This is a genomic window from Sphingopyxis sp. 22461, assembly GCF_052044915.1.
Lineage (GTDB): Bacteria > Pseudomonadota > Alphaproteobacteria > Sphingomonadales > Sphingomonadaceae > Sphingopyxis.
In genome coordinates this window covers 117,728-142,973 of sequence record NZ_JBQENY010000005.1, presented here as the reverse complement: position 1 = coordinate 142,973, position 25,246 = coordinate 117,728, and the positions used below count along the sequence as shown (strand labels likewise).

Genomic DNA, 25,246 nt, shown 5'->3' with positions numbered 1-25,246 from the left:
AAAGCCCCTTGATAAAGTTGTCGGTTGGCGGCAAAGGGGCCGCCTTGTCCGCTTCGGCGGCGTGTTCCTCGGTAGCTCAGCGGTAGAGCAATCGACTGTTAATCGATCGGTCGTAGGTTCGAATCCTACCCGGGGAGCCATTTCTTTCCAGACATACGAAAGCCTACGCCAAAGCACTCTTGCTTTGCGCGACGTTCGCCGACAGCCCCCCGTACTCCGGGGCAGCGATGAAAAGAGCCTCAACTCTTATCGCAGAGCAAAATATCGTAGGTCGCCTCCGCACCGTAAGGGAAAATCGACTTCGCATAACCGCCAGCGCGCCCGCGATTTCGGCCCGCCGGGAAGAAAGCGGCGCGGCCAATCAATAATAATCCTCGAGAACCAATTCCACGTCGTCTTTGGCAAGCATCGAGAGCGCATAGCGTGTCCCTGGCGGTCGCTTGCCGAGATTGCGGTGGCTCTGGACGCTGCCCGGGCCGACCTGCTCGTCGTTGATTGCGACAATGCTGTCTCCTTCATGGAGGCCTGCTTTTGCTGCCGGGCTGTCTTTGGCCACGTGGATGACTTGCAGGTGATCGCCCGCGTGAAGCACGCTGAGCCCGGACGCGTCTCGCACAAATGGCCTCTTCGATCGGCTTGCCCGAACCAGCTGCATCCGGGCGCGCCCGAAAGCCAGACGACAACGAAAGCGCATGAGAAGCGGAAGGCCCATTATCATGGGCGCAGCGAAACGCCAGACGGGTGGAACCGCGAAGGGCACGTCATGGAGAACGACGTCGCCCACACGCAAGCTTTCCAAACGGCCGAGCTGGCTGATAGCGACGCCTTCGACCCCGAGGCTTGCGCTGGAACCTCGCCTCATGCCGCCGAACAGATCATTTGCCTCGACATATTCGGGGTCGACGTAGAGCGGCGTCGAGCAGCCCAGATCGATGATCGCTGCGGCCTCCAAACCCTCCTTCGGCGAGATGGTGGTGCAGAACAGCCCGTCGGCCGTCTGCACCACCGGCAGCCAGTGATTTATGTTATCGCCGCCATTGGTCCAAAACCGGAGCGCGGCCCGATCGGGGTCTATCTCGACCATGTTGCGTACAAAGAATTCTTGCCCGAGCACCAGTTCGATCGACATTCGTGCCGCGCGCGCCATCGGTGCCAGATCGAGTATCAAGGCTGACGTCGTGAGCAAATGCTCGGCGCCAGCCTCGATGCGTAACGGTCCGGTCACTCTGGCTACGGTCTCTCGTGTGAGCGCCGTAACGCGATGATCCCGCACGCCATGCAGCCGATGGCGAGCCGCAAAGCCAGCATCCACCGCGGAGCGGGTGGCGCCGCTGTCAAGAACCGCTCTCGTTTCGACGCCGCGGATCTTAACCGGGAGAGTCAGCAACGAATCCTCCCCGTTCCCGCATGCTACCCATTTTCCAGGGGGTGCCTCGCCTTCTCGCTCCGGTACGGCACGCGCTGGCGAGGCACCGATCATGCCGCGGCCGCCAGTCGTTCGAGCCTTCCCGTTGCACCCTGGAGTTCGACAATGAGGCCCGAGCTACGCCGCCGCTTGATCCACTCTTCGAGCATTTCGGCGCAGGTATGGTCGATGTGCTTCAGCCGTTCGACATTGAGTTTCAGTCGTCCCGCCGCCGGGAGGTCATCGAGGAGCGCGGTCAGCTTGGGCAGCGCAACGAAGGTCGCTGTGCCGTCGAGCACGATCTCCCGCGTCTCACCCTCTTGCCGCTGATCGGTGCGCAGGCGCAGCCTCCGGACGTGCGGCGCGAGTTCGAGCGTCGACAGCGCCAGACCCACGAGCACGCCGGTCAGCAGATCGGTCGTCACGACCATCAGGAACGTGCCCGCCCAGATCAGCGCGGGAAGCGGGCCATAGCGGTCGAACAGATGCCTTACATGATCGAGGCTGACGAGCTTGACGCCGGTGACGACGAGCACACCGGCAAGCGCCGCCATCGGGATTTCGCGCAGAAGCCAGGGCAGCAGCGCGACGAACCCGAGGATCCACACACCGTGCAGGATCGTCGAAAGCCGCGTGACGCCGCCAGCCTGCACATTGGCCGAGCTGCGCACGATCACGCCGGTCATCGGAAGCGCGCCAGCGACGCCGCAGAGCAGATTGCCGATACCTTGCGCGCGCAGTTCCTTGTTGTAGTTTGTCCGCACGCCGTCGTGCATCCGATCCACCGCCGCTGCGGAGAGCAATGTCTCGGCGCTTGCGATAAAGGCGATCGCAACCGCCGTGGCGATCAGCGTGGGCTCGGCAAAACGCTGCAGCATGCCCGCATCGGGTAGAGCAATCGCGCCGACGATCGATTGCGGAACATCGACGCGGATAACCTCGAGCCCGAAACCATAGGCGACCAGAGTGGCAGCCACCACGCCAATGAGTGCGCCGGGCACGAGGCGCAGGCTCTGCGGACGCACGCGTTCCCACCCCAGCATCGCCGCTATCGTCAGCACGCCCACAGCGAAGGCGGCCAGCGCTCCGCCACCGGGCGTGAGCCCAAGGATGCGGCCGGGCATCGCCACGAGATTGTCGATCCCACCGGGAAGCGGCTTGGCATCGAACAGAACATGGAATTGGCCGAGCACGATCAACAGGCCAATGCCCGCGAGCATTCCGTGAACGACGGCGGGCGAGATTGCGCGAAACCAGCCGCCGAGCCGGAAAACGCCGGCCGCGATCTGGATGAGCCCGGCGAGAACGAGGATCGGACCAAGGGCCGAAAGCCCCTGGTCGCGCACGATTTCGAAGACGATAACGGCCAGTCCGGCCGCCGGCCCGCTCACCTGAAGCGGAGATCCGGCAAGCGCACCGACGACAATACCGCCGATAATTCCGGTTATCAGCCCTTTCTCGGGCGGCACTCCCGAGGCGATCGCGATCCCCATGCACAATGGCATCGCAACCAGAAATACGACGATCGACGCGGTCAAATCGCGCGAAAAGGTCTTGCCGAGTGACGGCACGGCGACGTTCATCACACCGCTTCCGCGAAATCGGCGGCGCGCCGCGAGGCATGCGGCAGAGCGACGGGCAGCGGAGCGTCCTCGCGCAGCGGCATGAAACGGCCGGTCGCTCCGTCCAGGCCGAGTATGCAGCCGGCATGAATATCGACGAACCAGCCGTGCAGCGCGATTTCCCCGCGCGCGAGACCCGCCGCCACCGCGGGATGCGTGCGCAGATGGGCAAGCTGAATGACCACATTTTCGAGCGAGACCGCGCGGATTCGCTGGATGTCGTTCATCGCCGGATAACTATCGGTCACAACCTTGTGCGCGGCGTGCGAATGACGCAGCCATGCCGCGACATTCGGCATGCTACTCAGGTCCTGATTGACGGCCAGCGCCTTCATCGCGCCGCAATCCGAGTGCCCGCACACGATGATGTCTCGAACGCCAAGCGCGGCGACCGCATATTCGACGGTCGAAGAGACACCGCCATTTTGCGTGGCGAAGGGAGGCACGATGTTGCCCGCGTTGCGGCACACGAACAGATCGCCAGGCTCGGCCTGCATGATATGCTCCGGGACGATGCGCGAGTCCGCGCAGGATATCATCAGCGCCTTCGGACTTTGTCCGTCGCTGGCGAGACGTCCATAGAGTGTGCTTTGATTGGGAAAAGTTTGCTTTTCGAAAGAAAAGACGCGACCGATCAGCTCGTTCACCGAGGGGACTCCTTGATTGGCGCCGAAGGGAGAGGCGGCGCGAACCCGGAGTTAGGCCCCGAACTTTGCTGCGACGCAGCAATTGTGTAAGCAAATGTTTCCGCTTGTAAGGAAGTGTTTCCGCTTGTAAGGAAGTGTTTCCGCCCGCTCAGCCTAGCGGAATATCAATCTCGGCGCGCAGCCCGCCTGTTGGCCGGTTCGACAGACGCAGCATGCCGCCCTCCCGGTGCGCAACGCGCCGCGCGATCGGGATTCCCAATCCCAACCCGAGCGTATCGCGGCTCCGCGCAAGGTCCAGCCGGACGAAGGGTTCGAGCACATGCTCCAGTTCATCTTCGGGAATGCCCGGGCCGTCGTCCTCGACGCAGAGGACGACCCGGCCATCCTCCGTTCGAATACTGACCTGCGCCCCGCCGGCATATTTGATCGCATTCTCAACGAGATTGGACAGAGCGCGTTTGAGCGCCAACGGACGCACGACGATCTCGAGATGGTCCGGTCCTTGATAGGCCGCCAGATCGCCCATGTCCGAAGCATCGTCGACGATTGTCGCCGCCAAGACCGCTATGTCCGTCTGTACGGGCTTTTCAGGATCGCTGTCGCCGCCATAGAAAGCGAGGAGCGAAGCCACCATCGCTTCCATTTCGCCGACGTCCTTCTCGATCGAAAGGCGCAAAAACGGATCGTCGATTGCCTCGGTGCGAAGCTGCAACCTTGCGAGCGGCGTGCGCAAGTCGTGGCCGACAGAGGCCAGCGCCTCCGTGCGATCGGTGATCAGCTGATGGATGCGCGCCTGCATTTCGTTGAAGGCGGCGATCACGCGCCGGATTTCCGATACGCCGACCTCGGGAAGAACCACGGCGTCGCCTTCGCCGATCCGTACCGCGGCGCGCGCGAGCATTCGCATCGGGGAGAGCACGCGGCGCATGAGCAGTCCGCCGATGAGGATCAGTGCGATCGCGGGCACCAGCGCCAACAGGAACCGGTTGATCCGCAGCCGCGAGGGATCGACGAGCTGCGTCGCCTTGAACTCCAGCGAGCTTCCGTCGGCAAGCGACAGCTGGCCGGTGACCTTGCCGTTACGTCCCGGCTCCTTCAGATGCAGGCGCAAATTCTCATGCCCCAGAGCTGGCTCCCATCCGATGATCTGCATGCGCATTTCGTTCAGCGGCGCCGCCATTGGCATGAGCGGGAGGCTGGTAGGATGCCATTCGACGATGAAGGTTTCGCTCGACAGGCGGGCCGCGAGGGCCGGGCGTTCGCTGCGCGGGCTCGCGTTCAGCAAACGGCTGGCAGCGGCGAGATGCTCGGCCACGCGGTGCGCCTCATCCTCTTCGACGCGCAACTGCCCCGCGCGCTCGTGAAGGAAGGTGCTGACGATGAATTCGATCGTAATCGCCAATAGCAGGATCAGAAAGATCCGCCCGACCAGCCCGAGCGACGGCCGCATGGCGTCGGTCACCGACGCGACACTTCGACGTTGAACATATAGCCGACGCCGCGAACAGTGATGATCGGCGCGCTCGCATCCTTGTGCGAAAGCTTGCGCCGCAAGCGGCTGACCAGCACATCGACGCTGCGATCCGAAGCGTCGCCGAGCCGCGTTCGCGACAGTTCGATCAACCGTTCACGGGCAATCACACGTTGAGGGTTCTCCAGAAAGCTAGACAACAGATCAAACTCTGCACCCGTCAACTCGACGATCGCGCCCGTCGGAGAATGCAGCTCGCGCCTCGAAAAATTGACTATCCAGCCAGCAAATTCAGCGACCTGCTGCCCGCCTTTTCCATGCTGACGGTCCAGACGCCCACGGCGAAGCACGGCACGCACGCGAGCGGTCAGCTCGCGGGTGCTGAATGGCTTGGCGAGATAATCGTCGGCACCCAGTTCGAGCCCGACGATTCGATCGGTCTCGCCGCCTTTTGCGCTCACGAAGATGATAGGCACTTCGCTCTGCTGGCGAAGCTGACGGCAGAGATCGAGGCCGCTGGTCCCGGGCAGCATGACGTCGAGCAGCACAAGATCGACGGCCCCGACATCCAGCGCCAGCCACATTTCGGGAGCGGAAGCTGCAGGCCGGACTTGATAGCCATTTTGCTGAAGCGCGCGAGCCGTAAGCGTGCGCAAGGCGGGATCGTCCTCAACGATCAAAATTGTGGAGGCAGTCATTGGGAAATATACGCCGTTCGTTCGTAGTCTCTGGTGATGAAAGCCCGGAGGGCAAATGGTCAGGCGACCCGCCAGCTCCAGATAGGGACGACGCGCCGCCCTTCCAGTGCGCGCGTGAGCGCAGAAACATTTTCTTACAACATACCCGGCACGCGCCCGTGCTTCGCGACAACGAGATTTGGGCCTGTTGACAAGACAGACGGTCGGCAGCGGGAGAGCAGAGGTTGCGGAAAAATTCGATCGAGCTGCTTGATGGCTGAGACCACCCGCGCAGTTCAGCAATGTTTCCTTACGTTGGCGACACCTGAGTGCATTGTTCGGCCGGTATTTGCTCGAGCCATGGCGGCGTCCCCCGCCGGTTTCATGGTTTTCAAGGAGTTTCACTCGTGCGTTTTTCCAGCCTGACCCTTGGCGTGGTCGCAGTTGTCCTGGCTTCGCCCGCGGTGGCGAACGCTCCCGCGGTGCCGAGACAGCTCGCGAAGATGGATGCGGAAGCGTTCCGCTCCAAAGCCACGATCGACGATGACGATCTGGAGTTCGCAACAATTATCTCGACCCGTAACGGTTTTCGCAAAGAACGGCGCTTGAATGGCTCGACCTCGTTCGACAGCCATGTCGAAGCCCATGTCGACAAACGCACCGGCGAAACCCGGTTCGAGGTGCACCAGTCCCTGCGCTATTGGGGCTCGCAGCGTCTCTATGATACGGTCCACTTCGCGGATCGCGATGGCAACCTCGTGGCACAGCGGCTCGATCACGCGCGGCGCGGCGACGACACCATGTGCCCGAACAGCGACTTCAACGGCGATTGCGCGCTGACGATGAAGCTGGTCTTCTCGGTCGACGAGACCCAGCTCAGGGCCGCCATGACCCGCGCGGAAGGCTGGGATCTCAAATTCAAGGGGCGGCCGAATGGCCGAGACGACCTCCGGATCCGGATCGTTCCGGCCGAGATCGAAGGGCTATTGCTTGCCGTCGACGACTATCGCGCGACGTTGTCGGCTTAGGTCAGCGATTGATCGGCAAGCCGATCCCTCCACCGCACGGGCGTTCCGCCGAATAAGATTAACTCGGCAGCGCTTCCCGCGAAGTTATCACTTCGTGCGCACTTCGCGATTGCCCTCTGTCGATCTGCTTGGGGTGAGGAACGATTCGCCGACTGTCTTGAAGCTCGGGATCGGCGGAAGCGAGATTGTCGATCACATGGAACAGCAGTCGCCTGAGGGTCTCGACTTCGGTATCCGATAAATTTTGGGTGGCAAGCGCCTGGATTTCGGCGGTCCTCGGCATGAGCAGCTTTTCCAGACGCCTGGCATGCGGAGTCAGATGAACCAGTATTTCACGCCGGTCGCGGCGGTTGACGGCGCGGCGCACCAAACCCGCCCGTTCCAGCGCGCGGAGCGTAACCGCAGTCGTCGCATCGCGCATCGCGAGCCGGCGGCTGAGTTCGCGCTGACTGATCCCGTCGTCGCTCCAAAGTTGGCGGAGGAACGTCCATTGACCCGAGGATATGTCATATTCGCGGGTGTGCTGCTCGCGTAGCCGGGAAAAGGAGCGGAAGATCAGGCGAGCGAGATAGCCGAGGCTGTCATCGAAAGCCCAGTAATTCCCGGCAGGCAGCCGCTCGCTCATCATTTCCCTTCGACCGCTTCGTGGCGGACCGCACCTGCCACCGTGTCGACCAGTTCATCCAGCAGGGTCCGAAGGAGGGGATCGGCGAGCTTGCCGGTCGCGTCGAACGCGCGATGGGCGTGCGGCACGCTGAGCTGTTCGGGCACCACCCAGGCGTTCACGGTGGTCAGAATCTGGCGAAGCTGGGACAGGCCACGCAACCCTCCGAACGGGCTCGATGACGCCGACAGCAGCGCGAAAGGCTTGCGGCGAAAGGCGCCATAGGCCTGCGCCGCCTCGCCTTCCCCCGGACAGGAAATCCAGTCGAGCGCGTTCTTCAGCATCGCGGTGACCGAGCCATTATGCTCGGGGCTCGCGATGATCACGGCGTCATGGCGCCGGAACATCGCCTTGAGCGCCAACGCCTCGGGCACCTCGTCGATCGACAGCGCTTCGGCGCCGAACAGCGGCAGGCGATAGTCCGCCAGCGACAGGCGCGTCGCGGGCAGCCCGCGATCGCGCGCCGCCTGCACCGCGCAGCCGATCAGCTTCTCGTTGAGCGAGCCCGGGCGAATGCCCCCGGCGAGCAGCAAGAGTTCGGGCCGGCCCATCCTGCCCCCTCCCTGCGATCAGAAATCGAGCGACAATTGCAGGGTCACCGTCCGCGGCGATCCGACGAGCGCCATGTGGCTGTTGCCGCCGAATACCGGAGTATTGAATCCCTGGCTGGTGGTGACCTTGTTGGTGAGGTTGCGGCCCACCAGCGCGAGTTCCCATCGGCCGTCTTCGCGGCCCACCGCCAGCCGAGCGTCATATTTGGTGAAAGCGGGCTGCGAGTTGAGCGGACTCATGTCAGGCTGGAAGAAGGAACGCGACTGATAGTTCGCCGAGACATTGCCGAGCACATATAGGCTGCCGGACACCGGATATTTGGCCTCGATGAACGCATTACCCGTCCATTCGGGCGCGCGGACAAGGCGAACCCCCGCCAGATTATTGGTTCGCGGGTTACACGTCGCCGGTGCATTATAGAGGCAGGCGCCGCCCGGATAATCCTTGTAGTGGGCATCCAGATACCCAAAACTGCCGCCGACGCGCCAATGGTCGCCGAGGCCGATATTCGCGTCCATCTCGACCCCTTGGGCGATCGCCGACGCGGCGTTGCCGGTGATGAAGGCGGTGCCATTATATTCGGACACCTGCAGGTCGGCGAAATTGGTGCGGAACAGCGCGACGTTGAATTGCCCCTTGCCGCCCAGGAAGCGGAATTTCCCGCCGAGCTCCCATGACCTCGCCCGTTCGGAATCATATTGGAAGGTCGCGACGCCGCTTTGGATGTTGAAAAGGAGCAGCGCATCGTTCGACACGAAACCGCCGCCCTTGGTGCCCGTCGCATAGCTGAGGTACACATAGGCATCGCGCGAAAATTCGTACCGGATGCGCGCCGAATAATCCCACAGGCTCTCCTTGCGCGTTTCGGTCAGATCATAGGGCAGATAGGTCGGCGGAAAGACGCCGATATTGCTCGAGATCGCGTTGCCCACGCGGCGTTCCTTCGAATAGCGCAGGCTGCCGCTGAGCATGATCCGCTCGCTGACCGGCACCTCGACCGACACAAAGGGCGACCAGGATTCGCCGGTCTGGTTGAACTGACGGAGCGACAGGCCGTTGAGCGGGGCGGGAAATCCCGCGCTTGCTGCGTTGAAGGTCGACGCCTGCTGGATGTGCAAATCGGTGTCGATATAGGTCAGCCCGGCGATAAAGGCGCCATCGTCGCCGATCGGGTGCTGCGCGCGCACTTCCTGAAACAGCGAATTGGACTGTTCGGTGATGTCCGATTCCAAAAAGGTCAGCGGACCGTCATAGTCCATATTCACGCCGCCCTTCAGCTCCTGCCAGGCGGTAACCGACGTAAAGCGCCAGTCGCCGGCATCGAGGTTCATCGTCAGCTGCGCCATCGTCGTTTTGGTGTCGTCATATTCGGGATTGGTCCCCGCGGACGCGCGGCGGAACGACGGATATTCGGGGACGTTGGCACCCGAATTGCGCACCTTGTTGCAAAGGAAGCAGCTCGCATCGCCGATATAATTGAACACCAGCGCGCCGCCATCGACGCGGTTCGACGAATGCTCGACCTTGACCAGCGCCTCGAAATCGTCGCTCGGCTCCCACAGGATCTGGCCGCGCACCGCTTCATAGCGGGATCCGAATTCGTCGCGGCCGGTCAGCGTATTTTTCATATAGTCGCCGATCGCGCCGGCGCGTCCGGTCAGGCGGACACTGATCGTGTCCGATACGGGTCCCGACACCGCGCCGTCGAGGTTCCAGCCGCCTTGCTCGACCTCACCGCTCGCGCGGGCGAAGCCCTCGAACTCGCGCGTCGGGCGGCGCGTGACGACGCTGATCGCACCCGCGTTGGTATTCTTGCCGAACAGCGCGCCTTGCGGCCCGCGCACGATCTCGACGCGCTGGATATCGAGCAGCGGGTTTTGGAAGGCGCGCGAACGGCTGAGATAGACCCCGTCGATGAACAGCCCGACCGACTGCTCGAACGACAGATTGCCCGTCCCGGCGCCAAGGCCGCGCATCGTGATCGCGAAATTGCCATTGGTGCGGTCGATCTGGAGGTTGGGGACGCTATCGGCGACATCGTCGAACAACAGCGTGCCCTTTTCCTCGAGCTGTTTACCACCGACCACCGCGACCGATATCGGCACTTCCTGCAGCGTCTGCTCGCGGCGGGTCGCGGTGACGATGATCGTCTGGTCATCGCGCGCGCTGGCGCCGTCTGCCGCCGCCTCCTGCGCAAAGGCCGGTGTTCCGAGGGCGAGCGCCATCGCGCCGCCGCAAAGCAGTGTTTTCATTTTCATAGTCCCTCTCCCAAGGTGACGGTCAGGCGAGTTTCAGCGTCTCATATTGTGTGGCCGGACCCGGATATTCGGCGCCCTTGTCCTCGCCAACCTCGGCTTCGATCAGCTTGTTGGTCTTGGCATTCAGGCGTTCGATGAGCGATTTGTGGGCGTCCGGTCGCCAGGCGAGATTGTCGATCTCGTCGGGGTCGGCCGCCGTGTCATAGAGTTCGAGGTCGTTATGGGCGACGAGGTCGTCCCAGCGCTTCGGCATATGATGCTGCGCGGGCGCGAAATAGCGTGCGAATTTGTAGCGGCCGTCGTGGACGCCGCGGTGCAGGCGGCGCAACATCAGGTCGTTTTCGGGCAGCGGTTTCGTCTCGGCGACGCCGGACGGCACGTCGGGGGCGTTCCACCCGTAGCGCACGGCATAGTTGAAGAGGATCCCGGCCTCGTCACGTCTTGTCCGCGCGGTGGACGCAGCGATCGCCGCCGACAGGTCGTGACCGACGAGCTTCGGTTGCATGTCGCGCCGCGCGCCCTCGTCGACCCCCGCGAGCGACAGCATCGTCGGGACCAGGTCGACCGCGCTGCCCAGCGCATGCGTCGAACGCCCGCCGGGAAGGTCGGGGTGGACGACGATCAACGGGACACCGACATCCTCCTTGTAGATCGTACCGCCCTTCTGCCGCATCCCGTGCGCGCCCGCGCGTTCGCCATGATCGGACGTGAAGACGATGACCGTATTATCCAGCTGGCCCGTGGCGACGAGGGCGTCGAACACCGTCTGCATGTGGCGGTCGACGTCGCGGATGCAGTTGAAATAATAATTCTGGTTGCGGCGCCAGACGTCCTCGTCCGAATGCCGCATCCGGCCATAGAAGGCCCCCGAACTGGCGTTGATCGCGGCGTGGGCGCGCGGCTTGCGCGACAGGTCGTCGGCATGGAAGCTGCGCGGCAGCGGGAAGTTCCAGTCGCGACCATAGATCGGGTCGCCCGGCGCGGCGAGCAGCGGCGCGACAAGGTTCGGCCGTACTCGCGTCGCCTCCCCCTCGCCGCTCGGATCATAGAACATGATGTCGTGCGGATTGACGAAATTGACCGCCATGAACCAGGGCGCGTCGCCCTCATCATCGGCAAAGCTACGAAGCTGGCCGGCGGCCTCGGCGGCGGTCACCCCGTCGCTCATAAAGCCTTCCCACGACAGCCCCTCGCGCTCGCCGTTGAAATTATAGCCCGAAAAACCGAAGGGCTCGAGGACGTCGCTGGTGTTCGGGAATATCCCGCCGGCGACGCCGCGCAGGTTCAGCCCTTCGTTGATGTTCGAAAGGTGCCATTTGCCCTTGTAGGTCGTGCGATAACCGGCGCGGCGCAACATCGTCCCGATCGTCGGGATTTGCGGACTGAGCTCTGGGTGCGGGGGCGAGTTGGGGTTGGCATAGACGCCGCTATGCTGCGTGTGCAGCCCGGTATAGATGTTCGAGCGCGACGGGCCGCACGGCGTCGTGTTCACATGGAAGCGATCGAAGAGAATGCCGCGTTCGCGCAACCAGTCGTGCGCGGGCAGCGGCAGGCCGGCGGGAATGTCGGCGAGCGCCCGTTCCTGGTCGTTGACCACCAAGAGGATGTTCGGGCGGCCGCCGCGCCGCTTCGGGTCCGCCCGCACCGGCGCGGCGCGTTCGGCGGCGGCAGCCCCCGTCGCGCTTGCGCCCTGCACCGCCGCCAGGGCCGCAGCGCCTGCGGCGAGCAATGTCCGCCGGTCGATCTCTCCCATATCGCGCATCCCGCACCTCCCATAGCCGGTCGTGCCGAAGTTTCTTAGTATACTAAGATCATGGCAGGCGAAAAATATTTGTCAAGTTGCTTGCGCAAATTTTCACCGATTTCAAAAGACCGGGGTGTTGGGAGGCAAGCCGATCAGCGACCGTCCGAGCAGTTCGGTCGCGCCGTCGAAGTCGTAGACGACGTGGCTGGCCATCACATTGACGTCGCGTAGCGCGCGCTGGAGCGGGCTGCTGGTCATATGCGCGCTCGACCCCGCGCCTTCGACCAGCAGCCGGATCGCGTCGCGGCACAGATCCATCGCGAGCGCGACCTGTGCGCGGAGCGCGATGCGGTCCTCGTTGCTCACCAGCCCGTCTCCGGCCGCTTCGGTCAGTGCGACATTGCGCCGCCCGACCTCGCGCAGGATCATTTCGGCGGTCTGCGTCTTCGCCGCGGCTTCGCCGAGCCGCATATGCGCCGAAGCCTTTTCGTTCTGCTTGACGGTGGTGCCGAGCATGGTGCGAACCCCGATGCGTTCGCGGAAATGATCGACCGCCGACCGGGCGACGCCGACCGCGCCGATGGCCGCGGTGATCGCGAGGAAGGGCGTCATCGGCATCCGGTAAACCGGATTGTGCGCGTGGATCTTTGCGCCGGGCGCGCAGCCCATGCGCATTTCGCCCATGTCCATCACGCGATGTTCGGGGACGAAGACGTCTTCGCAGCGGATGTCGTTGCTGCCCGTGCCGATCATCCCGTCGACATGCCAGGTGTCGAGCACCTCGATCTCGTCCGCCGGCAACGCCAGGAAAAGCTGGCGCGGTGGGTTTTCGCCGGGAATCATGCCGGTCACCATCACCCAGTCGGCGTGCATGACGCCCGTACCCCATTTCCACCGGCCCGTCAGGCGATAGCCGCCGTCGACGGGCTGGGCGACGCCCGGCGGGTTGGTCGCGCCCGGTGCGATGACATAGGGAAAGGCGCCGCCGAAAGTCTCTTCCTGCAGCTTTTCGGGGAATTGCGCGAGCATCCAGTTATGCTCGACGCAAAAAGCGGTGACCCAGCCGGTCGAACCGCAGCCCTCGGCGATCGGCAGCATCGCGTCGATGAAACTGTCGATGTCGAACTCCAGCCCACCGTAGCGCCGCGGCACGAAGTGATAGAAGACGCCGGTCCGGCGGATCGCGTCCCAGACCGCATCGACGGGACGACGCAACTGCTCGCATTCGAGCGCGTGCGCCGCGACGAGCGGCTTGAGCGCGGTCGTGCGGCGCACCAGTTCCCCGGGCGTCAGTGCCGCGAGTTCCTCGCGCGACAGCCAGTCGCCGCCTTTCGGAATCCGGCGATCGGCGAAAGACTCGGCGGCGTCCTCCGCCCGGCGCGTTTGAACGGCGATATTCATGACATCCTTTCTCCCGGCAGCCGGAATCGGCTTATGCGGCCAGAGTAGACCGCTGAGAAATAATGTCAAGAAACTTAACTAAATTGACAAGACCTAGGCTGTAGGCCCCTCGGGCCCTTCGAGCGCTCCGGGCGGCACGCGCGGCGGATCGCCCCAGTCCATGCGCATCGCGTCGCGAAGGCCGTGATAGGCGGGCAGGCCGATCCGTTCGACGAGTTTGACTTCGAGATATTGCAAGGCCTTGGCGGCGGCGCGGCGGGTGTCGTTCGCCTGTTCGGCGAAACGGACGATCCGCGCGCGCCGGTCGGCGGGATCGGGGACGAGTTCGACGATGCCACGCGCCTCAAGCTCGCTGAGCATCAGGCTGATCGCCTGCCGTGTGACGCCGAGATTGCGGGCGATGCGCGTCGCGCGATGTTCGCCCGCCGATATGTTCGCGATCAACATCGACTGCGCGCGGCTGACATTGGGAATGCCGGCCTCCTTGAGCGCCGCCTGCAGCGCCTCGTCAAACCAGTAGACGGCGCTCAGCAGGTTCATCATCAGGAACGGGCTATCCATCGTCGTCTTCCTTTTGGCCGCGGGGCGGGCCTGTCATAAGGTCCGCCACGATCTCCGCGCAATCCGCAGCGGCATGGAGCCCGGTCCGGTCAGGGTCAACCGGCGTCCGTCATTTTGGCGAGATCGCGCGCGAAAGCCGAAAAGCCCGCAGTGAGGATGATCGCCGCGAGCGGCAGCGCGATGCCCGTCACCAGCGCAATCGAATAGCGCAGTGCGCCGTCGTCGCCGAACAGATGATCGGTGAGCAAAGCCATCAGCATCGGCCCGAAACCGAGCCCGACAAGGTTGACGACAAAGAAATAGAGCGCGGTGACGCGCGCGCGATATTCGTTCGGCGTGATGAACTGCAACGCCACCGTTCCGACGCCGTGCATCGTCAGCATCGGAAAGGCGAGCGCGAGCATGACGAAGGCAAGCGTCGCATCCGGCATCAGCGTCGCCGCGAGCAAGGGCGGCCCGCCAAGCAGGATCGACAGCCGCATCACGCGCAGATGCGCATCGGCGACCCCTTTTGCGAACAGCCGGTCGGCGAGCGTCCCACCCGCCACCAGCCCCGCCGCGCCGCCTGTTGCCATGATGATACCAAACCACAGGCCGGCTTGCGCCACGTCCATGCCATAGGTGCGGGCGAAGAAGGTCGGCACCCATGCGATCACACCGTACATGACGAGCCCGATCAGCGACATGCCCGCAAACAGCGCCCCGAGCGCGGCACGATGTGCCTTCAGATGCGCGAGGAAGCCGGGCGCCGCGGCACCCTGCGATCCGGCCTGCACCAGCCCCCGCCGCAGCGGCTCGCGGATCGTCAGGAGCAGCAGACAGATCAGCAGTCCCGGCGCCGCGACCCACATGAAGATCGTCCGCCACGCCTCGACCGGGCCGAACAGCGGCAGCTCTATCATCGGCTCCGCGAGCACCGCCTGGACGACAAAGGCGCCGAGGATCATCGCGACTCCCGAGCCGAGCGGCACACCAATCGAATAGACGGCCATCGCGCGAGCGAGCCGGTCGCGCGGGAAGGTGTCGCTGAGCATCGAATAGGCGGCGGGCGAAAGCGCCGCTTCGCCGACCCCGACCCCCATGCGCGTGAGGAACAAGGTCGCATAGCTTCCGGCGAAGCCGCACGCTGCGGTCATAACGCTCCACAGCGCCACGCCCGACACAATCAGGTTCCGGCGGTTCCACCGGTCGGCGATCCACGCGATCGGAAGGCCTAGCACGGTATAGAAGAGCGCGAAGGCGAGCCCGATGAGCAGGCTGACTTCGGTATCCGAAATGTTCAGTGCGGCACGGATCGGCGCGACGAGCAGGCTGAGGATCATCCGGTCGACGAAGGACAGCGTATAGGCGAGCAGCAGGACGCCGACGACGTACCAGCTATAGGCGGGGCGCGGCCAGCCCGGCTCTGCATCCGCTTCCCCGCCCAGTTCGCCTTGCGGCGCGCCTGTCGCGATCTTCGTCGCCATCGATCCTGTCCTCCCGATCGCCGCTCGCTCTTGCACCGCAAGCCGGCCTGTTATATAGAAACAGTTACTTAGTAAACTAAGTAAATTGCCGACCGAGTCAAGCATGATCGGGACGCACGAAAAAACAACGTGTTGGGAGACGCGATATGACAAATTTCGGAAGGAAGCAGTCCATCCTCTTCTTGGCCGGCGCGGCGATCGCCGCGCTGCCCGCGGCCGCCGCGGCGCAGGACGCCACCGATGACACGAGCGGCGACATCATCGTCACCGCGCAGCGACAGGAACAGCGGCTTCAGGACGTCCCGGTCTCGGTCACCGCGTTCGGCGCCGAGCAGCTTCGCGACAACAGCATCGAAACGGTGCAGGACATCGCGATCCGCACTCCGGGCCTTGCGGTCAGCGCGGTCGACCCGATCAACACCAACTTCGCGATGCGCGGCATCGGCAGCGCGCCGGGCATCAGCCAGAACGCCGGCGGCGATCCCTCGGTCGTCGTCTTCATCGACGGCGTCTATGCGGGACGCGGCGGCACCCCCGACCTCGACGCGCTCGACCTCGAACGCGTCGAGGTGCTGCGCGGACCGCAGGGCACCTTGTTCGGCAAGAATGCGATCGGCGGCCTGGTCCAGTTCATCAGCCGCAAGCCGACCGATGAGGAAAGCTTCTTTTTCGAGGGCACCTACGGCAATTACGACCGCGTCGGCGTGATCGCGCGCGGCAATATGGCGCTGACCGATAAGGTGTATCTGTCGGCAGGGCTGTCGCACAAGCAGCGCGACGGCTTCGAATATAATGAGACGACGGGCAATGACGTCAACGACCTCAACCTGACGACGGGCCGCGTTGCGCTGCGTTTCGTGCCCACCGACACGCTCGACATCATCCTGCGCGCCGACATCGCGCGTCAGGACCAGAAGGGCAATCCACGCCACAATAATTGCGACACCAGCTTTCAGGGCGGCATCCACTGCGTCGGCATCAACCCCGATCCACGCGTCGTGAACGCCTATATCGACGGCGAGGTCAAACGGACGATCCAGACCTATTCGGCCGAAGCTAACCTCGACCTGCCGTTCGGGACGCTGACCTCGCTCACTGCGCTCCGCAAGGTGAAGTTCAATTTCGTCACCCCCTTCTTCAGCAACCCGGTCAACCCGCCGGCGCAGATCGAATCGACGAGTTTCGGCGAGGAGGACAACAGCCAGTTCAGCCAGGAACTGCGCCTGTCCTTCGACGCTTGGGGCGGACGCCTGAAGGGCCAGACGGGCGTCTATTTCCTGAAGGAGAATAACGACCGCGTCGAAGGGCAGATTCAGGATTTCCCGAGCCCCGCCAATTCGGGGATCGGCATCTATCCGCAGTCGGTCAATGCGCGCAGCGTCGCGATTTTCGGGCAGGTCGATGTCGAGATCGTCCCCTCGCTGACCGCAACGGTCGGCGCGCGCATGACATGGGAGCGCAAGAGCGGCCGTTTCGCGGGCTTCAAGGCCGACAGTGGACCCGGCCTGCCGCCGCCGCTCGGATCGCTCGCCGGCTATGACGTGACCGGCAAGAAGAGCTGGAAAGCTTTCACGCCGCGTTTCGCGCTCAACTGGAAGGCGACCGACGACGTGCTGCTCTATGCCTCGGTCGCGCGCGGCTACAAGAGCGGCGGCTTTCAGGGGTTGTCGGGCACCGCCGCGGGCGCCTCGACTCCTTATGATCCCGAATTCGCCTGGGGCTATGAGGTCGGCGCAAAGACCGATTGGCTCGACCGGCGCCTGCGGCTCAACGTCGCGGCGTTCCGTACCGACTATTCGGACCTCCAGGTCTCGCAGCTCGTCCCGCTGTGCTGCGTCGTCGTCAGCAACGCGGCGAAGGCGCGGATCAAGGGGATCGAGGTCGAAGCCGTCGCGCGGCCGTTCGAGGGATTCCAAATCGACGGCAGCTATGCGTATCTCGATGCGAAGTTCACCGAATATACGATTCCGGGTCTGAACTATACCGGCAACCAGCTGCCGCGCTCGCCGAAGAACAAGTTCAACATCGGCGGCCAGTTCGAAACCCCGGTCGGCGACCTGTCGGCGAAGCTGCGCGTCGATTACAGCTGGGTCGACGACGCGTTTTTCGAGGCATCGAACATTCCGCAGCAGCTCTGGCCTTCGCACGATAATCTGGATGCGCGCCTTTCGCTTTCGGGGCCGGGCGATCGCTGGGAAGTCTCGCTGTGGGGCAAGAATCTGACCGACGAGCTGACGCCGACTTACGTCACCTATTTCGGCCCCTTCCGCCAGATTCTGACGCCTTACGCGCCGCCGCGCACCTATGGCGTAACGGTCGCATTCAAGATCTGACCCGCGGGCGCGGCGGCACCCCTTTCNCGCCGCGCCCGCTCGCCTGCACTAGAGAGAGGATGACCGATGGAAGAACCCCGTTTCCGCTACCTCTGTTCGTACAGAGCCAGCTTCACCGAGCCGCAGCAGATGATCGGCAAGGCGCATTTCGGGCGCCGGATGATCGCCGCGCTGACCGGCGGCGAAGTCGAGGGCGAGCGGCTGCACGGCCGCGTGATGCCAAGCGGCGGCGACTGGGCGACGATCGACGACAATGACACGCTGCGGCTCGACGCGCGCATCACGATGGAAACGCACGATGGCGCCTTGATCTATGTCTCCTATCGCGGCGTGCTGCGCCCGCTTTCGGCCGCGCACAAACATGCGCGGAACGGCGGCCCGCGGACGCCGGAGGAAAAGGCCGAAGTCTATTTCCGCACCACCCCGATGTTCGAGACCGGGGACGAGCGCTATCTATGGCTCAACGACATCGTCGCCGTCGGGCTCGGCGCCAGCATCGGCGGCGCGGTACGCTACGATGTGTTCGAGCTGCTTTAAGAGGGTCCGATCGCCGGCGAACCGGACTTCCGGGAGCGCATAGCGGACATCGGAATCGCTCGCAGGAAAACGCAGGCCGCCGCTCTCGGTGTACCCAATCGGTTGGCGACCATGGCTCGCCTTCCTCTGGAATCAGGCTTCTATGACCTGGATCCTGCGGCGGAGCAAAAAGAGCCCGCCAGCAAGCATCGCCGTCGGGACAAGCATCAGCGTGAACGCGGTGCGCCCGTCGAGATGCGCGAAGATGGCGCCGGTAATGACCGATCCGGTCGTCCCGCCGAGCGCCGAGAAGACGACGACGAGCCCCATCAGCGACGGGTGCTGGCGATTGGGCATGGCGCTCAGCATCACCGAGATGATCGTTGGATAGACCGGCGCCAGCGCGATGCCGATCAGCGGAAAGAGGAAGGCCGCGATCGGCGCGTCGCCCCACCTATGGATCGCCCCGGGAGCGAGGCCGTCGGCAAGCGGCAGCACGAGGATGATCAGCGCCGCAAGCGATGCGAGGCAGACGTTCAGTACCGGATACCAGTCGAAGCGCGCCATCACCGCGCCCGCGCCGAAGCGTCCGATCGCCAGGCACGCGGCGAACAGGCTCGCCGCCTGCACGCTCATCTGCGCGGGCAGATGCAGCACCTCGTTGTTGAAGGTCGGGAGCCAGCTCTGGATTCCCTGCTCGATCAGCACGAACAGAAAGGCGCAGGCGACGAAGACCAGCACCAGCGGCAGCGCCGCGAGCTTGAGCATCGCGACGAACGGTGGCCCCTCGCTTGCGGCCGCTTCTTCGCCCTCGTGCGTGCGATGTTCGTCGACCCGCGCTGTGAGTAACAGCGCGAGCGCCAGTGCCGTAATCGCGCCGAGCACCCAATAGGCGTTCAGCCAGCGGAGGCCGGTCGGATCGATGAAGGCGCTGAACACCCAATAGGAGGAGAGAACGCCGACCATGAACATGCCTTCGATCAGGCTGGTCAGGCTGGCGTGCTTTCGCGGGCTGTCGGTGACGAGGCCGATCATCGAGTAGACGACGACCTTGGCAACCGCAAAGGCCGCGCCGACCATCGCGAAGTGGAGCTGCGCGGCGCCGAAGCTGCCGACCAGCGGCATGACGATACAGCCGGCGATCGCGAGGATGAGCGCGCCGATCAGCGCGTTGCGAAGGCCAAGACGCGGCAGATAGCTCGCGGTCACGAACGACACGACCGCGATCGTGATGTCCTTGAACCCCTCTAGCGTGCTCGCCTGCGGCTTGGTGACATCGAAACTGGAAATCGACTGAAGGATCACGGTCCCGACGCTGTTGAGCAGCATCGCAAAGGCGACGTAAGTCAGGATCAGTGCTGCGATCAGTCGAGTGCGCGCCATCAGCCGTCCTTAGCAGAAAAAAGGGGGGTGGCCGCGAAGAGGCCGCGGCCACCCAGGGAGGGATGATCCTTTTAGAATTTATACGCGGCGCTGAAGCGGAACGACCGGCCGAGGATCGGGCGCGCGTTGACGACTTCGCCCCCCGCCTGCCCCAGGGTGCGCGGATCGCCTTCGGTCAGCCCGACCTTGTCGGTCAGATTGTCGGCGGTCACGGCGAACTGCAACGCCTCGTTGACGTCGACCGTCACCCCCGCATCGATCTTGAAATAATGCGGCAGCGACTGGGTGTTCGCGGTGTCGGAGAAGCGGTCGCCGACATAGCTGAAGGTCGAATAGAGCGAGACCTTGCTATTGTCGCCGAACTCGATGTCGTACGACGGCGTCACGCGCCACTGCCACTTCGGCTGGCGTTGCACGCGATTGCCGCTGAGGTCGATCGTCCCGCCGCCCGCGAAGAAATCGCGGTATTTCGCATCGAGCCAGGTGCCCGAGAAGGCGATGGCGAAATTGTCGATCGGACGGATCTGCCCTTCGAGTTCGATCCCGGTGCTGCGCGCGCCGCCGATGTCGGCAACCGGCGCGCCATTCTGGATCACCGTCGTCACCAGCCCCTTGAACTTGGTATGGAACAGCGTGGCATAGAGCGACACGAGGTCGGTGCGGACCTTTACCCCGCCCTCGAAATTATCGACGCGCGGCGACACGAAAATCCCGTCGCGCAGATTGTCGAAGAAGGGGTTCGTGTTGCCGCGGTTGTAGCGGGCATAGACGCCGACCGACGACGAGACGTCATAGTTGAGTCCCGCGGTCCACGACCAGGCGCCCTTCTTGTACGCGATGTTGCGGAAGGTGCCGTTGAGCACCGCCGTGCCGTTGTTATACAGCGTATTGGGGTTGTTATCGGTGTCGACCGAGCTGTTGTTCTCGATCGTGCCCGTCGCCTTGTAATTCTGGTAGCGCAGCCCGGCGTCGAAGCGCAGTTCGGGCGTGATCTGGAATTCGTCGACCGCATAAAAGGCATATTCGCGGCCGTCATAGGCGGCGTTGACGTTGAAGAACGACCCTTGGGTAAAGCCGTTGCTCGACGCGACCTGGCCGTTGGCGAGCGTCAGGTTGAGCAGACGGCCGTGATTTTCGGCGGTCAGCAGGTGGACGTTGCCGAGGTTCCACTGATCGTCCGACGAGAAGTCCGAATAATAGGCGCCAACGGTGAACTTGTTGTTGCCGCTTTCCCATTCGACCGCGAGGTCGTTGGTGAAATCCTCGATCTGCTTGCGCACGATCCACGTGCCTGCGCGGATCACCTGCTGCGTGCCGGCGACCGCCTGCCCGCCGTTGACATAGGTCAGGCTGCCCACCGTGCTGCCGAGCGAGGCGGCATAGGCGTTCGCCGTCGTCGCGGTGCTGGCGGGGACGAGGCCGGTCGTGTCGGCATCGCCCTTCAGATAGCTCGCGCGGTAGCGCAGCTGGAAACCCTCACCGATCTCGTAATCGAAATTGGTGCCGAGGTTGATCAGCTTTGCGCCGCGGCCGTCGGCAAGGTCTGCGCGCGTCCCGTCGGGAAGCGTGCTGAGCCGCGTTTCGGGACCCGCGAGCACCCCGGTGCCGGGATCGATATTGCCGAATTGGCGCACCTTGTTGCCGTCGCGGATCACCGGGATCGGCAGCAGCCATTGGCCGCGATCATTGAGGTAGCGCGCGAAGACGAGGATCGAACCCTTGTCGAGATCGTGGCGGATATTGCCGGTGATCTGGCCGCCCTTTTCGGCGGTGAAGCCCGGGCTGCGAATACCCTCGCCACTCGAATAATAGCCGCCGACCATGAAGCTGGTATTTTCGCCGAGCGGTCCCGACAGCAGCATGTCGCCGCGCAGGTCGCCATAGTCGGTGATGCTCGCCTTCACGAGCCCCTCGAAATCGCGCCCGCCTTCCTTCTGGACGAAGTTGACGGTGAGGCCGGGCTGGCCGCTGCCGAACAGCGCGCCGGTGCCGCCGCGAACCGCCTCGACGCGCTCGATCGTCTCGTCGATGCGGATCAGCTGGGTGTTTTCGAGGAACGACAAGGTCGGGGGCGAGAAGAAGGGAACGCCCTGCACCATCAGCGTGACGAATTCGGCGTCGCCACCCGACGGATAGCCGCGCACGAAGATGTTGGCGCCATTCTGGCCGCCCGAGCTTTCGGCCGACACGCCGGGGATGACCTTGAACAGGTCGGCGGTGCTGTTCGGCGCGGCGCGATCGATCGCGTCCGAATTGATGCTGGTGATCGCGAACGCCGCATCCTGGCGATTGACCCCGCCGCCGGCGGTGCCGGTGACGATGATCTCTTCATTGGCCGCAGCCGCGTCGTCGGGTTGAGGCGCTTCCTGGGCGAAAGCCGTGGCCGGCAGCGCGATCAGCGCAATCGACGATAGCAAATAGGTTCGTTTCAACATGGCATATCCTCCACTTTACCTGTTCTGATTGAAAGGCGTCCGCGCGCCGCCGCTTCCTGTTCTGCTGACAGGATCCGGCCGGGCGTCAGATCGCCTATGGCGGTGACGTTGATCTCGGCATCGGGCAGCGCCTCTTCCGACCCGATGCCAATGGCCACCATGCCCGCCGCATGGATGGCCGAAATTCCCGCTTGGGCGTCTTCGATCCCGACGCATTGGTTCGCGGCGAGGCCCATGCCGTCGGCGCAGGCCAGAAAGATGTCGGGCGCCGGCTTGCCGTGCGCGACCGCACCCGCGTCGGCGATGAAATCGAACTGGTCGGCAATACCAAGCAGTCGCACGACGTCACCGGCGTTGCGGCTCGCCGACGCAAGGCCGATTTTCAGCCCGGCGCCGCGCAGCTCGGCGAGCAGGCCGGTGACGCCCGCGAAAAGATTCGCGGGCGAATAATCGGCCAGCCGCGCACGATAGAGCGCATTCTTTTCCGCCAGCATCGCGTCGAACACCCCGGCGTCGACCGCGGCGCCGGCTTGATCAAGGATCAGCCGCAGCGACCCCGCGCGGTCGACCCCCTTCAATCGCTCGTTCACCGCGCGATCGAAAGCAAAGCCATATGTGTCGGCGAGCGCTTGCCACGCCTGATAATGATCCTCGGCGGTGTCGGTCAGCACGCCATCGAGGTCGAAGATCGCACCTTTCACCGTCGGCCGCGCCAGCGTCGAGGGGGCCGCGCCGACGCGCAGCGGGCGCCCGTGATCGAGAATGTCGAGCGGCGCCCCCGACAACAGACGATAGGTGCAGCCCACAGCGTCGACCGCAAGCTCGATCACGCTGCCGCGCCATTGCAGGCGGAAGCGGTATCCTTTCCAGGCCGACGGAAGCGTTGGCGCAAAAGCCGGCACCGGTCCGTCGAGCCGCAATCCGCCCCATCCCTGCGCCAAGACCAGCCAACTTCCCGCCAGCGCGGCCATATGGAGGCCGTGCGAGGTGTTGCCGTGGCGATCCTCGAGATCGACGAACGCGCATTCGCGCATGAAATCGAGCGCCGCCGCCTCTTCACCGAGCCGTGCCGCGCTGATCGCGAAAGACACCGACGAGAGCGTCGAATCATGCGTCGTGACGCGGCCATAATAGTCGAGGTTGCGCCGCTGCCGCGACACCGGCATCGACAGGAGGTCCATCGCCATCGCCTGGACGACATTGCCCTGCTTCGCCACCTGATGCCGGAACAGGATCATCGGATGATATCGCATCAGCAGCGGTCCGTCGTGACCGCGCGTTTTCAGCCCGGGCAATTCGGGGCGCCCCAGAAAGGCGTCGTCCTGCGGATTGATCCCGAGCATCGCGTCGACCGGCAGCCACATCGCGTCCGCCGCCTTGCGCCACGTCGCGATCTCGTCGTCGTCGAGACCGATCGCGCCCGCCAGCGCCGCGAGATCGTTCCGCGCACGCAGCCAGTCCGCCGTTTCGGCGGCATAGCCGAGGTGCCGGCGCGCGATCGCGTTGGTGTAGAAATCATTGTCGACGAGCGCCGAATATTCGTCGGGCCCGGTCACGCCATGGATGCAGAAGGCGCCGCCGCGCCGCGCATCGAACGCGCCGATCTCGATCCACATGCGCGCGGTTTCGAACAGCATTTCGGCCGCGCGCGCGCGAAATTCCTCATCGCCCGTCGCCGCGACATAGAGCGCGAGCGCATAGGCGATGTCGCCATTGATATGATATTGCGCCGATCCCGTCGGATAGTGCGACGAACATTCGTCACCCGCGATCGTCCGCCACGGATAGAGCGCGCCGCGCGCATGGCCGAGCGCCTTTGCATGCGCCCGCGCGCGGTCGAGCTTGCCGATGCGATAGGCGAGCAAGGTCCGCGCCTTGCCCGGCGCCTGCAGCGCGAGCACCGGCAGCATGAAGGTTTCGGCGTCCCAAAAATAATGGCCCTCATAGCCCTCGCCGGTCAGCCCCTTGGCGCCGATGCTATGGCCCGGATCGCGGCTCGCCGACTGATGGAGCTGGAACAGGTCGAACCGCAGCGCCGCGGTCATCGCCTCGTCGCCGTCGATCGCCAACGCAGCGCCGTCCCACAGCACGCGAACAGCATCGCGCTGCGCTTTGGCGATCGTGTCGAAATCGGCCTCCGTGCTGTCCAACGCGGCCAGATCGACCGAGCGGCCGCGCGCCGAAGCGAGCGCAACCACCCGGTCGATGGTCAGGGTGCCGCCGGCGACCAGCGCGCCGCGCACTTCATGCCCCATATCGACCGCCGCAACGTCGGCGGCGGGACAGGCGACATGCTGGCGATAGGCGAGCTCGACGGCATCCTGCGCGAACCGCGTGACCGAGGGCGGGTCGCCCGGCAGCGAAGGCATAGTGCGCCAAGCCGGCCGCAGCCGCGCCGAAATGCGCGGGTCGTCGGCTTCGGCGCCGCCCGTTCCCGCGCTTTCGATACCGTAGGTCAGCGACAGTTCGAACGCGCCGCCGAAATCGAGCGGCCGGATGCGGATGCGCGAGGCGACGGCGGCGGCGCCGGCGAGCGGGACGATGCGATCGGCCGCGATTTCGAGGGTTCGGCCATTTTCAAGGCGCCAGCGCGACGCGCGGCGCAGCTGGCCCGAAGCGAAATCAAGCGCGCTTTCGGTGTCGACGAGTTCGGCCGTACCGAAATCGACCGGCGCGCCATCGATATGGAGGCGCAGCAGCACCGGGCTGGGGCATGCGATCCGCGTATCGGTCGCGGTCGCGTAACCGGGAAAGCTTTCATGATAGGCGATCGGCCGGCGGACATAGGCGTCCGGAAGATAGGCGCAGGGCATCGCCGCGCATTCGTCGATCACCCCTTCGACGCCGACCAGCCCGTTGGCGAGCGCGAAGAGCGCATGCGCCTGCGCACCGGTCGCCGACGCACCGCGCCGGACGAGCCGCATCGCTTCGGGGGAATGTTCGATAGTCGCCACGCCGTCCTCACCCATGGCGAAGACTCCTCGGCCCTCGCTCTCGATCGTTGGTTTCCCTCAAAATGGTATCGATGTCAAGATATCGATACCATTTTGAGGGAAACCGACGGCGTATCGCAATGGAAGCGC

Annotated in this window: 18 protein-coding genes and 1 tRNA gene; 4 read left to right on the top strand and 15 right to left on the bottom strand. The window is 64.3% G+C overall.

Annotation, left to right across the window (positions count from 1 at the left end; translation table 11 throughout):
* Positions 1-65: 65 nt before the first annotated feature.
* Positions 66-140: transfer RNA gene (locus ACTJI5_RS10175), tRNA-Asn, on the top strand.
* Positions 141-361: 221 nt separating this feature from the next.
* Here ACTJI5_RS10175 and ACTJI5_RS10170 read toward each other — a convergent pair.
* The 5 genes from ACTJI5_RS10170 to ACTJI5_RS10150 all read right to left on the bottom strand — a co-directional run bounded on the left by ACTJI5_RS10170 (position 362) and on the right by ACTJI5_RS10150 (position 5,843).
* Positions 362-1,387 carry an aspartyl protease family protein gene (locus tag ACTJI5_RS10170; RefSeq protein WP_440860214.1) on the bottom strand — a complete coding sequence of 342 codons (1,026 nt, stop codon included), beginning with the start codon at positions 1,385-1,387 and terminating at the stop codon, positions 362-364.
* A gap of 89 nt (positions 1,388-1,476) precedes the next feature.
* Positions 1,477-2,988, bottom strand: a complete 1,512-nt coding sequence (locus tag ACTJI5_RS10165) for a SulP family inorganic anion transporter (RefSeq protein WP_310255305.1) — start codon at positions 2,986-2,988, stop codon at positions 1,477-1,479.
* Positions 2,988-3,674, bottom strand: a complete 687-nt coding sequence (locus ACTJI5_RS10160; RefSeq protein ID WP_058537251.1) for a carbonic anhydrase — start codon at positions 3,672-3,674, stop codon at positions 2,988-2,990. The genes ACTJI5_RS10165 and ACTJI5_RS10160 overlap by 1 nt, the downstream gene beginning before the upstream one ends.
* 148 nt (positions 3,675-3,822) lie before the next feature.
* Positions 3,823-5,136, bottom strand: coding sequence for an ATP-binding protein (locus tag ACTJI5_RS10155; protein WP_440860213.1), 1,314 nt, complete (start codon positions 5,134-5,136; stop codon positions 3,823-3,825).
* Positions 5,133-5,843: a response regulator gene (locus ACTJI5_RS10150; protein WP_058537252.1), complete on the bottom strand. Its 711-nt coding sequence runs from the start codon at positions 5,841-5,843 to the stop codon at positions 5,133-5,135. The genes ACTJI5_RS10155 and ACTJI5_RS10150 overlap by 4 nt, the downstream gene beginning before the upstream one ends.
* 386 nt (positions 5,844-6,229) lie before the next feature.
* Here ACTJI5_RS10150 and ACTJI5_RS10145 point away from each other — a divergent pair, with 386 nt between their 5' ends.
* Positions 6,230-6,850: a hypothetical protein gene (locus tag ACTJI5_RS10145; RefSeq protein WP_058800993.1), complete on the top strand. Its 621-nt coding sequence runs from the start codon at positions 6,230-6,232 to the stop codon at positions 6,848-6,850.
* A 58-nt stretch (positions 6,851-6,908) separates the two neighbouring features.
* Here ACTJI5_RS10145 and ACTJI5_RS10140 read toward each other — a convergent pair whose 3' ends face one another.
* The 7 genes from ACTJI5_RS10140 to ACTJI5_RS10110 all read right to left on the bottom strand — a co-directional run bounded on the left by ACTJI5_RS10140 (position 6,909) and on the right by ACTJI5_RS10110 (position 15,496).
* Positions 6,909-7,475, bottom strand: a complete 567-nt coding sequence (locus ACTJI5_RS10140; protein WP_310255303.1) for a MarR family winged helix-turn-helix transcriptional regulator — start codon at positions 7,473-7,475, stop codon at positions 6,909-6,911.
* Complete coding sequence (locus tag ACTJI5_RS10135; RefSeq protein WP_440860212.1) at positions 7,475-8,065, bottom strand: NADPH-dependent FMN reductase; 591 nt, start codon at positions 8,063-8,065, stop codon at positions 7,475-7,477. The genes ACTJI5_RS10140 and ACTJI5_RS10135 overlap by 1 nt, the downstream gene beginning before the upstream one ends.
* An 18-nt stretch (positions 8,066-8,083) precedes the next feature.
* Positions 8,084-10,318 carry a TonB-dependent receptor gene (locus ACTJI5_RS10130; RefSeq protein WP_440860211.1) on the bottom strand — a complete coding sequence of 745 codons (2,235 nt, stop codon included), beginning with the start codon at positions 10,316-10,318 and terminating at the stop codon, positions 8,084-8,086.
* A 28-nt stretch (positions 10,319-10,346) separates the two neighbouring features.
* Positions 10,347-12,086: a sulfatase-like hydrolase/transferase gene (locus ACTJI5_RS10125; RefSeq protein WP_440860210.1), complete on the bottom strand. Its 1,740-nt coding sequence runs from the start codon at positions 12,084-12,086 to the stop codon at positions 10,347-10,349.
* Between the two features lie 102 nt (positions 12,087-12,188).
* Positions 12,189-13,469, bottom strand: a complete 1,281-nt coding sequence (locus ACTJI5_RS10120; RefSeq protein ID WP_440860209.1) for a hypothetical protein — start codon at positions 13,467-13,469, stop codon at positions 12,189-12,191.
* 93 nt (positions 13,470-13,562) lie between these two features.
* On the bottom strand, positions 13,563-14,030 hold the full coding sequence (locus ACTJI5_RS10115) for a MarR family winged helix-turn-helix transcriptional regulator (RefSeq protein ID WP_440860208.1): 468 nt from the start codon (positions 14,028-14,030) through the stop codon (positions 13,563-13,565).
* Between the two features lie 95 nt (positions 14,031-14,125).
* On the bottom strand, positions 14,126-15,496 hold the full coding sequence (locus ACTJI5_RS10110) for a spinster family MFS transporter (protein ID WP_440860207.1): 1,371 nt from the start codon (positions 15,494-15,496) through the stop codon (positions 14,126-14,128).
* A gap of 146 nt (positions 15,497-15,642) precedes the next feature.
* Between ACTJI5_RS10110 and ACTJI5_RS10105 the strand changes: the two genes are divergently transcribed.
* Both ACTJI5_RS10105 and ACTJI5_RS10100 read left to right on the top strand, forming a co-directional pair.
* Positions 15,643-17,829: a TonB-dependent receptor gene (locus ACTJI5_RS10105; RefSeq protein WP_310255298.1), complete on the top strand. Its 2,187-nt coding sequence runs from the start codon at positions 15,643-15,645 to the stop codon at positions 17,827-17,829.
* Positions 17,830-17,895: 66 nt separating this feature from the next.
* The gene (locus ACTJI5_RS10100) at positions 17,896-18,366 is read left to right on the top strand and encodes a DUF3237 domain-containing protein (protein ID WP_336445542.1); all 471 of its coding nucleotides are present in this window, start codon (positions 17,896-17,898) and stop codon (positions 18,364-18,366) included.
* Positions 18,367-18,498: 132 nt separating this feature from the next.
* On the opposite strand, the gene ACTJI5_RS10095 is transcribed toward ACTJI5_RS10100, so the two are convergent.
* The 3 genes from ACTJI5_RS10095 to pgmB form a co-directional block, all read right to left on the bottom strand.
* Positions 18,499-19,728 carry an MFS transporter gene (locus ACTJI5_RS10095; RefSeq protein ID WP_058537262.1) on the bottom strand — a complete coding sequence of 410 codons (1,230 nt, stop codon included), beginning with the start codon at positions 19,726-19,728 and terminating at the stop codon, positions 18,499-18,501.
* Between the two features lie 71 nt (positions 19,729-19,799).
* Entirely contained in the window at positions 19,800-22,163 is a 2,364-nt protein-coding gene (locus ACTJI5_RS10090) for a TonB-dependent siderophore receptor (RefSeq protein ID WP_310255297.1), read from the bottom strand.
* Positions 22,157-25,132 carry a beta-phosphoglucomutase gene (gene pgmB / locus ACTJI5_RS10085; RefSeq protein WP_440860206.1) on the bottom strand — a complete coding sequence of 992 codons (2,976 nt, stop codon included), beginning with the start codon at positions 25,130-25,132 and terminating at the stop codon, positions 22,157-22,159. The genes ACTJI5_RS10090 and pgmB overlap by 7 nt, the downstream gene beginning before the upstream one ends.
* Positions 25,133-25,246 lie beyond the last annotated feature (114 nt).

Excerpts from the sequence above, each read along its gene's own strand:
- ACTJI5_RS10130 (WP_440860211.1), bottom strand. The coding sequence starts at position 10,318 with ATGAAAACACTGCTTTGCGGCGGCGCGATGGCGCTCGCCCTCGGAACA.
- ACTJI5_RS10095 (WP_058537262.1), bottom strand. The coding sequence starts at position 19,728 with ATGGCGCGCACTCGACTGATCGCAGCACTGATCCTGACTTACGTCGCC.
- ACTJI5_RS10110 (WP_440860207.1), bottom strand. The coding sequence starts at position 15,496 with ATGGCGACGAAGATCGCGACAGGCGCGCCGCAAGGCGAACTGGGCGGG.
- ACTJI5_RS10165 (WP_310255305.1), bottom strand. The coding sequence starts at position 2,988 with ATGAACGTCGCCGTGCCGTCACTCGGCAAGACCTTTTCGCGCGATTTG.
- ACTJI5_RS10100 (WP_336445542.1), top strand. The coding sequence starts at position 17,896 with ATGGAAGAACCCCGTTTCCGCTACCTCTGTTCGTACAGAGCCAGCTTC.
- ACTJI5_RS10105 (WP_310255298.1), top strand. The coding sequence starts at position 15,643 with ATGACAAATTTCGGAAGGAAGCAGTCCATCCTCTTCTTGGCCGGCGCG.
- ACTJI5_RS10090 (WP_310255297.1), bottom strand. The coding sequence starts at position 22,163 with ATGTTGAAACGAACCTATTTGCTATCGTCGATTGCGCTGATCGCGCTG.
- ACTJI5_RS10135 (WP_440860212.1), bottom strand. The coding sequence starts at position 8,065 with ATGGGCCGGCCCGAACTCTTGCTGCTCGCCGGGGGCATTCGCCCGGGC.
- ACTJI5_RS10140 (WP_310255303.1), bottom strand. The coding sequence starts at position 7,475 with ATGAGCGAGCGGCTGCCTGCCGGGAATTACTGGGCTTTCGATGACAGC.
- ACTJI5_RS10115 (WP_440860208.1), bottom strand. The coding sequence starts at position 14,030 with ATGGATAGCCCGTTCCTGATGATGAACCTGCTGAGCGCCGTCTACTGG.
- ACTJI5_RS10120 (WP_440860209.1), bottom strand. The coding sequence starts at position 13,469 with ATGAATATCGCCGTTCAAACGCGCCGGGCGGAGGACGCCGCCGAGTCT.
- ACTJI5_RS10150 (WP_058537252.1), bottom strand. The coding sequence starts at position 5,843 with ATGACTGCCTCCACAATTTTGATCGTTGAGGACGATCCCGCCTTGCGC.
- pgmB (WP_440860206.1), bottom strand. The coding sequence starts at position 25,132 with ATGGGTGAGGACGGCGTGGCGACTATCGAACATTCCCCCGAAGCGATG.
- ACTJI5_RS10125 (WP_440860210.1), bottom strand. The coding sequence starts at position 12,086 with ATGCGCGATATGGGAGAGATCGACCGGCGGACATTGCTCGCCGCAGGC.